The 9,016-nt window shown below is 69.5% G+C and carries 7 protein-coding genes and 1 pseudogene; 3 read left to right on the top strand and 5 right to left on the bottom strand.

The features are described 5' to 3' along the window. From pgl to tkt, 5 genes are all read right to left on the bottom strand, one after another. Positions 1-650: 6-phosphogluconolactonase (gene pgl / locus R6V09_RS38305; protein WP_317886093.1), on the bottom strand; the 650-nt coding region annotated here is incomplete at its 3' end. A gap of 6 nt (positions 651-656) precedes the next feature. Continuing rightward, complete coding sequence (gene opcA / locus R6V09_RS38300) at positions 657-1,790, bottom strand: glucose-6-phosphate dehydrogenase assembly protein OpcA (protein ID WP_317886092.1); 1,134 nt, start codon at positions 1,788-1,790, stop codon at positions 657-659. Continuing rightward, positions 1,787-3,325: a glucose-6-phosphate dehydrogenase gene (zwf, locus tag R6V09_RS38295; protein WP_317886091.1), complete on the bottom strand. Its 1,539-nt coding sequence runs from the start codon at positions 3,323-3,325 to the stop codon at positions 1,787-1,789. Before zwf ends, opcA begins: the two co-directional genes overlap by 4 nt. A 4-nt stretch (positions 3,326-3,329) precedes the next feature. Further along, positions 3,330-4,448 carry a transaldolase gene (gene tal / locus R6V09_RS38290; protein ID WP_317886090.1) on the bottom strand — a complete coding sequence of 373 codons (1,119 nt, stop codon included), beginning with the start codon at positions 4,446-4,448 and terminating at the stop codon, positions 3,330-3,332. Between the two features lie 34 nt (positions 4,449-4,482). Beyond that, positions 4,483-6,570 carry a transketolase gene (gene tkt / locus R6V09_RS38285; protein WP_317886089.1) on the bottom strand — a complete coding sequence of 696 codons (2,088 nt, stop codon included), beginning with the start codon at positions 6,568-6,570 and terminating at the stop codon, positions 4,483-4,485. A 356-nt stretch (positions 6,571-6,926) separates the two neighbouring features. On the opposite strand from tkt, the gene R6V09_RS38280 reads away from it, so the two are divergent. From R6V09_RS38280 to R6V09_RS38270, 3 genes and pseudogenes are all read left to right on the top strand, one after another. Next, positions 6,927-7,880 carry a heme o synthase gene (locus R6V09_RS38280; RefSeq protein ID WP_317886094.1) on the top strand — a complete coding sequence of 318 codons (954 nt, stop codon included), beginning with the start codon at positions 6,927-6,929 and terminating at the stop codon, positions 7,878-7,880. Positions 7,881-7,952: 72 nt separating this feature from the next. Continuing rightward, entirely contained in the window at positions 7,953-8,285 is a 333-nt protein-coding gene (locus R6V09_RS38275; RefSeq protein ID WP_317886088.1) for a hypothetical protein, read from the top strand. 192 nt (positions 8,286-8,477) lie between these two features. Continuing rightward, positions 8,478-9,016: pseudogene (locus tag R6V09_RS38270) on the top strand (amidohydrolase); the annotation flags it as partial.

Here is a 9,016-nt window from a genome sequence, read left to right as displayed (position 1 = left end):
ATCGCCGCGGCCTCCGCCTTGTCCGCGCCCGCCGCGAGCAGCCACACCTCACGCGCGGAGCGGATCGCTGGCAGGGTCAGCGTGACCCGGGTCGGCGGCGGCTTGGGCGCGCCGTGCACGCCGACGACCGTGCGCTCGGTCTCCCGTACGGCGGGCAACTCCGGGAAGAGCGACGCCACATGGGTGTCCGGGCCGACGCCCAGCATCAGGACGTCGAAGGTGGGAACGGCGCCGTGGTTCTCGGGACCGGCGGACCGGGCGAGTTCCTCGGCGTAGCCTGCCGCCGCCGCGTCCACGTCGGCGCCGTAGAGACCGTCCGACGCGGGCATGGCGTGCACGCGCTTCGGGTCCAGCGGCACCGCGTCGAGCAGCGCCTCGCGGGCCTGGGTGACATTGCGCTCCGGATCACCCTCGGGGAGGAACCGCTCGTCGCCCCACCACAGGTCCAGCCGGCCCCAGTCGATGGCGTCCCGGGCGGGCTGTCCCGCCAGAGCCGCCAGCAGACCGTTGCCGTTGCGACCGCCGGTGAGCACGATCGACGCGTAGCCGCGCGAGGCCTGCGCGTCCACGATCTTCGTGATCAGCCGGGCCGCGGCGGCCTGGGCCATCAGTTCCTTGTCGCGGTGGACGACGAGTTGGGGAGTGCTCACTGCGGATCAGCCTTCTTGCTTCTTGACCGGGGGCATCTTCGCGGGGGTCGGCCGGTCGGCGTCACCCTCGCCCGCCGAAGCGGAAGCCGATGCCGGAGCCGACTTGGCAGCCGCTGCCGGAGCCGACGCGGGCGTCGCCTCCGGTACCGCGCGGACCGGCAGGGCCGGTACGGGCTGGTCGGCTGCCGCCTCGGCCCGCTCCGCCGCCGACTGGATGCCGCCCAGCCGGTCCACGCCGAACCGCAGCGCGGACGCGTAGGTGTCGTCCGGGTCGAGCCTGCGCAGCTCCTCCGCGAGGAGTTCGGACGTCTCGCGGCGCTTGAGGGCCACCGCGCGGTCCGGCTGGCCGGGCAGCGCCAGCGTGGCCATCGCCCCGTCGGAGCGGTGCAGCGTGATGGGGCCGCCGGTCGTCTCCAGGCGCACCTGGGTCAGACCGGGACCCGCGGAGACCGCCCGCCGTACATGCACGTGGAGCCGGTCGGCGAGCCACATCGCGAGGAGTTCGACGCTCGGGTTGGACTCCTCGCCCGCCACCTCGACGGAGACGATCTCCGAGTCGACCTGGTCGAGCGCGGCGGCCAGCATCGAACGCCACGGAGTGATCCGGGCCCAGGCCAGGTCGGTGTCGCCCGGCTCGTAGCTCTCGGCGCGGGACCGCAGTTCGTCGACGGGCTTCTCCGCCGCGTAGCTGTCGGTGACCCGGCGCTGGCTCAGGGCGCCCAGCGGGTCGTTGGCCGGGTCGCGCGGTGCGTCCACCGACCACCAGACCACCACCGGCGCGTCCGGCAGCAGCAGCGGCAGCACCACGGACTGGGCGTGGTCGGAGACCTCGCCGTACAGCCGCAGGACGACCGTCTCGCCGCTGCCCGCGTCCGTGCCCACCCGTACCTCGGCGTCGAGGCGGGACTGGGTGCGGTCACGAGGTGAGCGCGAGACGCGCTTGATGACCACGAGTGTGCGCGAAGGGTGCTCGCGCGACGCGTCGTTGGCGGCCTTGAGGGCGTCGTAGGCGTTCTCCTCGTCCGTGACGACGACGAGGGTGAGCACCATGCCGACGGCCGGAGTGCCGATGGCGCGGCGGGCCTTCACCAGCCCCTTGTTGATCTTGCTGGCAGTGGTGTCGGTGAGGTCTATTTTCATGGCCGACGCCAGCTCCGTCCCTCTCGTGCGAGCATTTCGTCCGCCTCGACCGGACCCCAGGTGCCGGACTGGTACTGCGCGGGCTTGCCGTGCTTGTCCCAGTACCGCTCGATCGGGTCGAGGATCTTCCAGGACAGCTCGACCTCCTCGGTGCGCGGGAAGAGGTTCGAGTCGCCCAGGAGGACGTCGAGGATCAGCCGCTCGTACGCCTCGGGGCTCGACTCCGTGAACGACTCGCCGTAGGCGAAGTCCATGGAGACGTCCCGGATCTCCATCGAGGTGCCGGGCACCTTGGAGCCGAAGCGGACCGTGACGCCCTCGTCGGGCTGGACGCGGAAGACGATCGCGTTCTGGCCCAGCTCCTCCGTCGCCGTCTGGTCGAAGGGGGAGTGCGGGGCGCGCTGGAAGACGACCGCGATCTCGGTGACGCGGCGGCCCAGACGCTTGCCGGTGCGCAGGTAGAAGGGGACGCCCGCCCAGCGGCGGTTGTCGACCTCGACCTTGATGGCGGCGTAGGTGTCGGTCTTCGACTGGGGGTCGATGCCGTCTTCCTGGAGGTAGCCGACGGCCTTCTCGCCGCCCTGCCAGCCCTCGGCGTACTGCCCGCGGACCGTGTTCTTGCCCAGGTCCTTCGGCAGTCGTACCGCGCCGAGCACCTTCTCCTTCTCGGCGGCCAGCGCGTCGGCGGAGAAGGAGGCGGGCTCCTCCATCGCGGTCAGCGCCATCAGCTGGAGCAGGTGGTTCTGGATGACGTCACGGGCGGCGCCGATGCCGTCGTAGTAGCCGGCCCGGCCGCCGATGCCGATGTCCTCGGCCATGGTGATCTGCACGTGGTCCACGAAGGACCGGTTCCAGATCGGCTCGAACATCGTGTTGGCGAAACGGAGCGCCAGGATGTTCTGGACGGTCTCCTTGCCGAGGTAGTGGTCGATGCGGAAGACCTGGTCCGCGGCGAACACTTCGTGCACGACCCTGTTGAGGTCCTCGGCCGACTTGAGGTCGTGGCCGAAGGGCTTCTCGATGACCGCGCGGCGCCAGGAACCCTTGTCCTGGTCGGCGAGACCGTGCTTCTTCAGCTGCTGGATGACGACCGGGAAGGAGCGCGGCGGCACCGACAGATAGAAGGCGAAGTTGCCGCCCGTGCCCTGCGCCTTGTCCAGTTCGTCGATCGTGTCGCGCAGCCGCTCGAACGCGTCGTCGTCGTCGAAGGTGCCCTGGACGAAGCGCATCCCCTGGACGAGCTGCTGCCAGACCTCCTCACGGAACGGCGTACGGGCGTGCTCCTTGACCGCGTCGTGGACCTCCTGCGCGAAGTCCTCGTGGGCCCACTCGCGCCGGGCGAAGCCGACGAGCGAGAAGCCCGGCGGCAGCAGACCCCGGTTGGCGAGGTCGTACACGGCGGGCATCAGCTTTTTGCGGGACAAATCGCCTGTGACGCCGAAGATGACCAGGCCCGACGGCCCCGCGATACGCGGGAGCCGTCGGTCGGCGGGGTCACGAAGCGGGTTCGCTCCGGAACCGGGATGAGGAGCCAAGGTCTCAGCCCTCCGAGGGGGCGAGGCGGGAAAGCTCCGCCTCGGTCGACTTGAGCAGGTCGGTCCAGGACGCCTCGAACTTCTCGACGCCCTCGTCCTCCAGCAGCTGCACGACCTCGTCGTACGAGATCCCGAGCGCTTCCACGGCGGCGATCTCGGCGCGGGACTGCTCGTACGTGCCGGCGATGGTGTTGCCGGTGATCTGGCCGTGGTCCTCGGTGGCCTCAAGGGTGGCCTCCGGCATGGTGTTCACCGTGTTCGGCGCCACCAGGTCGTCCACGTACAGGGTGTCCTTGTACGCCTTGTCCTTGACGCCGGTCGAGGCCCACAGCGGACGCTGCTTGTTGGCCTGCGCCTTGTCCAGGGCCAGCCAGCGGTCGGAGGAGAAGACCTCCTCGTACGCCTGGTAGGCGAGCCGCGCGTTGGCGAGACCGGCCTTGCCGCGGGCGGCCTTCGCCGCGTCGGTGCCGAGCGCGTCGATCCGCTTGTCGATCTCGGTGTCCACGCGGGACACGAAGAAGGACGCCACCGAGTGGATCTTGGAGAGGTCCAGGCCGCGCTCCTTGGCCTTCTCCAGGCCGGTGACGAACGCGTCCATGACCTCGCGGTAGCGCGCCAGCGAGAAGATCAGCGTGACGTTGACGCTGATGCCCAGGCCGATGGTCTCGGCGATCGCCGGGAGGCCCGCCTTGGTGGCCGGGATCTTGATCAGGGTGTTGGGCCGGTCCACCAGCCAGGCCAGCTGCTTGGCCTCGGCGATGGTCGCCGCCGTGTTGTGCGCAAGCCGCGGGTCGACCTCGATCGACACACGACCGTCCTGGCCGCCGCTCGCGTCGTAGACCGGACGCAGGATGTCGGCGGCATCACGGACGTCCGCCGTCGTGATCATGCGGATGGCTTCCTCGACGGTCACCTTGCGGGCGGCGAGGTCGGTGAGCTGCTGCTCGTAACCGTCGCCCGACGAGATGGCCTTCTGGAAGATCGACGGGTTGGTGGTGACGCCCACGACGTGCTGCTGGTCGATCAGTTCGGCGAGGTTGCCGGACGTGATCCGCTTGCGCGACAGGTCGTCCAGCCAGATCGCGACGCCTTCTTCGGAGAGGCGCTTGAGTGCGTCTGTCATGGAAAATGCATCTCCTACGTGTCGTTTGTCAGCGTCAGCTCTGGGCGGCGGCGATGGATTCCCGCGCCTTGGCGGCCACGTTCTCGGCAGTGAAGCCGAACTCCTGGAAGAGCACCTTGCCGTCGGCGGAAGCCCCGAAGTGCTCCAGGGAAACGATGCGACCGGCGTCCCCTACGAACCGGTACCAGGTCAGACCGATCCCGGCCTCGACCGCGACCCGCGCCTTGACCGACGGCGGCAGCACGCTGTCCCGGTACTCCTTGTCCTGCGCGTCGAACCACTCCACGCACGGCATGGACACGACCCGCGTCGGCACACCGTCGGCTTCGAGCTGCTCGCGGGCCTCGACGGCCAGGTGCACCTCGGAGCCGGTACCGATGAGGATCACCTCGGGCGTACCCGTGGACGCCTCGAACAGGACGTAACCGCCCTTGGCGGTGCCCTCGTTGGCCTCGTACGTCGGCACACCCTGACGCGTCAGCGCGAAGCCGTGCGGGGCGCCCTTGCCGTAGACCTTGGTGTAGCGGCGCAGGACCTCGCGCCAGGCGATGGCCGTCTCGTTGGCGTCGGCCGGGCGGATCACGTTCAGGCCCGGGATGGCGCGCAGCGAGGCCAGGTGCTCGACCGGCTGGTGGGTGGGGCCGTCCTCGCCGAGACCGACGGAGTCGTGCGTCCAGACGTACGTCACCGGCACGTGCATCAGCGCGGAGAGCCGTACGGCGTTGCGCATGTAGTCGGAGAAGACGAGGAACGTACCGCCGTAGACACGGGTGTTGCCGTGCAGCGTGATGCCGTTCATCTCCGCGGCCATGGAGTGCTCGCGGATGCCGAAGTGGATCGTGCGGCCGTACGGGTTCGCCTCCGGCAGCGGGTTGTCCGTCGGCAGGAACGACGAGGTCTTGTCGATCGTCGTGTTGTTCGAGCCCGCGAGGTCGGCCGAGCCGCCCCACAGCTCCGGGATGACCGCGCCGAGCGCCTGGAGGACCTTGCCGGACGCGGCACGGGTGGCGACACCCTTGCCCGCCTCGAACACCGGGAGCTCGTCCTCCCAGCCGGCCGGCAGTTCGCCCGCGGCGATGCGGTCGTACTCGGCGGCGCGCTCCGGGTTGTTGGTCCGCCACTCCTGGTACGACGGCTCCCACGCGGCCTTCGCCTCGCGGCCCCGCTCCAGCGCCTGACGGGTGTGCTTGAGGACGTCGTCGGAGACGTCGAAGGACTTCTCCGGGTCGAAGCCGAGAACGCGCTTGGTGGCCGCGACCTCGTCGGCGCCGAGCGCCGAGCCGTGCGCCGCCTCGGTGTTCTGCGCGTTCGGCGCGGGCCAGGCGATGATCGAGCGCATCGCGATGAACGACGGCTTGTCCGTCACCTTCTTCGCGGCCTCGATGGCGTTGTAGATGGCGTGCGGGTCCAGGTCGCCGTCCGGCTTCGGGGCGACGCGCTGGACGTGCCAGCCGTAGGCCTCGTAGCGCTTGACGGTGTCCTCGGAGACGGCGGTCTCGGTGTCGCCCTCAATGGAGATGTGGTTGTCGTCCCACAGGAGGATGAGGTTGCCGAGCTCCTGGTGACCGGCCAGCGAGGACGCCTCCCCGGAGATGCCCTCCTGGAGACAGCCGTCACCGGCGATCGCGTAGATGAAGTGGTCGAAGGGGGACTCGCCCTGCGGGGCGTCCGGGTCGAACAGACCGCGCTCGTAGCGGGCGGCCATGGCCATGCCCACGGCGTTGGCGACACCCTGGCCCAGCGGGCCGGTCGTCGTCTCGACACCGGTGGTGTGGCCGTACTCGGGGTGACCCGGAGTCTTCGAGCCCCACGTACGGAACGCTTCCAGGTCGGCCAGCTCCAGGCCGAAACCGGCCAGGTAGAGCTGTGTGTAGAGGGTCAGGGACGAGTGGCCGGCGGACAGCACGAACCGGTCGCGCCCGACCCAGTCGGCGTCGGCGGGGTCGTGGCGCATCACCTTCTGGAAGAGGGTGTACGCGGCCGGGGCCAGGCTCATCGCCGTACCGGGATGGCCGTTGCCGACCTTCTGTACGGCATCGGCTGCCAGGACGCGCGCGGTGTCCACCGCGCGCTGGTCCAAATCGGTCCAGTCGAGGTCTGTGGTGGTCGGCTTGGTGCTCACCCTGAGTCAGGGCTCCTCTCCACATGTCACACATGTCGGATGCCGGTGCACTTGGCGCCCACCGGCCGTTGTCGAGCCTACCCCCGTAAGAACGTGCATTTTTTCGAGTCATTCCAGACTGCCGGGACTCTCGCGGATCCGCCTCCCGACTGGCCCGTTTCGTATTCGGCAACTGAATACGGAGGTGCTCGTTCGAGTGCTCAACAGAGTGCTGATCAGCTCTTCCGGAGGTGCCGCCCAACACGACCCCACCCCCGCGAATGTCCGGGTCTGGGCAACGTCTACAGTGGCGTGGTACGCGCGAGCCTTTACGGGGAGTTCACACCCGGAGGCTTGCTGGGATGTCTCTGTCAGGGGTGTGCGTGACGGCCGTTGAATCCCGTCCAGCGGGGATTGTCGGGGCGAGTCAGAGCCCGAGCCGGCGGCCGATCAGGGCCCGGATCATGGCGTTCGTGGCGCTGACCAAGCCGCGGATCATCGAGCTGCTGCTGATCACCACCGTCCCGGTGATGTTCCTGGCCCAGCAGGGTGTGCCCGACCTCAAGCTGGTCCTCCTCACCTGCGTCGGCGGCTATCTCTCCGCCGGTGGCGCGAACGCGCTCAACATGTACATCGACCGCGACATCGACGCGCTCATGGACCGCACCTCGCAGCGCCCCCTCGTCACCGGGATGGTCAGTCCCCGCGAGTGCCTCGCCTTCGGCATCACGCTCGGTGTCGTCTCGACGCTCCTCTTCGGCCTGACCGTCAACTGGCTGTCCGCCTGGCTCGCGCTCGGAGCGCTCCTCTTCTACGTCGTCGTCTACACGATGATCCTCAAACGACGTACCTCGCAGAACATCGTGTGGGGCGGCATCGCCGGCTGCCTCCCGGTGCTCATCGGCTGGTCGGCCGTCACGGACTCCATGTCGTGGGCGCCGATCATCCTCTTCGGGGTGATGTTCCTCTGGACGCCGCCGCACTACTGGCCGCTGTCCATGAAGGTGCGTGACGACTACGCGCGCGTGGGCGTTCCGATGCTCCCGGTCGTCGCCTCGAACAAGGTCGTCGCCCGCCAGATCGTCATCTACAGCTGGGCGATGGTCGGCATCTCGCTCCTCCTGCCCCTGCTCGGCTACACGGGCTGGTTCTACACGGCGGTCGCGCTGCTGGCCGGCGGCTTCTGGCTCTGGGAGGCGCACGGCCTGCAGAACCGCGCCAAGGCCGAGGTGACCGGCGGCAAGCTCAAGGAGATGCGGCTCTTCCACTGGTCGATCACCTATGTGTCGATCCTGTTCGTGGCGATCGCGGTGGACCCCTTCCTCAGGTGAGGGGCCCGCTGAGGCGGGAGTCACTCACCCCGCCCGTCGCCGTTCGATCTACCCGTCGGTAGCATCCTGGCCATGGCAGACACGCAGCAGGTTGACGCGAAGGCCGAGCGCCAGGTGGCCCGCCTCGCCAAACAGATCGGCACCTTCTCCAAGGCGCACGGCGGGGCCGAGGGCCAGGTCGCGTACATCGGGGAGCGCGGCGCCCGCATCGTCCTCGTCGGCGAGGACGGCGGCTGGGGAGACCTGGTGGCCACGTCCTACGAGATCGCCCAGCAGGCCGTGGAGAAGTCCGGGATCACCGTCCACGAGGACTTCGACGGCGAGTTCGCGGCCAAGGTGACGACGGGCCCGTACGAGTGGAAGCGCATGGCGGGCATCCAGGTGGGCGGCCCGAGCAACGGCTGAACGGGGGCGCGATGCGCGCCCCAAAGGGGCGCGGGGAACTGCGCGACCAGCCACAACGGACCGTCGATCGCTGACGAACCCGCACCCCCTCCCCGTGGCGCCCTCTCACACGGGGTGTGTCCCAGCAACACCTCACACCCGATTCACCCGTTAGGACCTGAGGAACGCACGGTCCAGCAACGGGGAGTCCGGATGATCGAAACGCCGTCCCTCGTGGACCAGTACTGCCACGGCGTACTGAGAACGGAGCTGGGCCTCGGCACCTTCGAGGCCCAACTCGCCCGCACCGAGGGCCCACCCGCACCCGGCACCACCCTGTTCGACACCCAGACCGGATTCGCCGTACGACGATGGTGCCCGCCGCTGCTCGGTCTGGAGCCGCACTGCCCGCCCGCCCGCTATCTCGCCCGGCGCCGTGAACTCGGCGTACTGGAAGCGGCCCGCAGGCTGCTGCGCGGCAGTGGCATCACGACGTATCTGATCGACACGGGCCTGCCCGGCGACCTCACCGGCCCCGCCGAGATGGCGACGGCCGGTCAGGCGGACGCGCGGGAGATCGTCCGCCTCGAACTCCTCGCCGAACAGGTCGCCGACACCTCCGGCACCGTCGAGTCCTTCCTCGCCAACCTCGCCGAGTCGGTGCACGGCGCCGCGGCAGGCGCGGTGGCCTTCACCTCCGTGGCGGGCGTACGGCACGGTCTCGCGCTCGCGCCCGAACCGCCCGGCCCGGG

Origin of the sequence: Streptomyces sp. W16, from assembly GCF_033194735.1 — a bacterium.
Lineage (GTDB): Bacteria > Actinomycetota > Actinomycetes > Streptomycetales > Streptomycetaceae > Streptomyces.
This window is presented reverse-complemented; position numbering and strand designations above follow the sequence as displayed.

Bases quoted from the DNA above. Each gene is read 5' to 3' on its own strand.
- opcA (WP_317886092.1), bottom strand. From the start codon at position 1,790: ATGAAAATAGACCTCACCGACACCACTGCCAGCAAGATCAACAAGGGG.
- tal (WP_317886090.1), bottom strand. From the start codon at position 4,448: ATGACAGACGCACTCAAGCGCCTCTCCGAAGAAGGCGTCGCGATCTGG.
- R6V09_RS38275 (WP_317886088.1), top strand. From the start codon at position 7,953: ATGGCAGACACGCAGCAGGTTGACGCGAAGGCCGAGCGCCAGGTGGCC.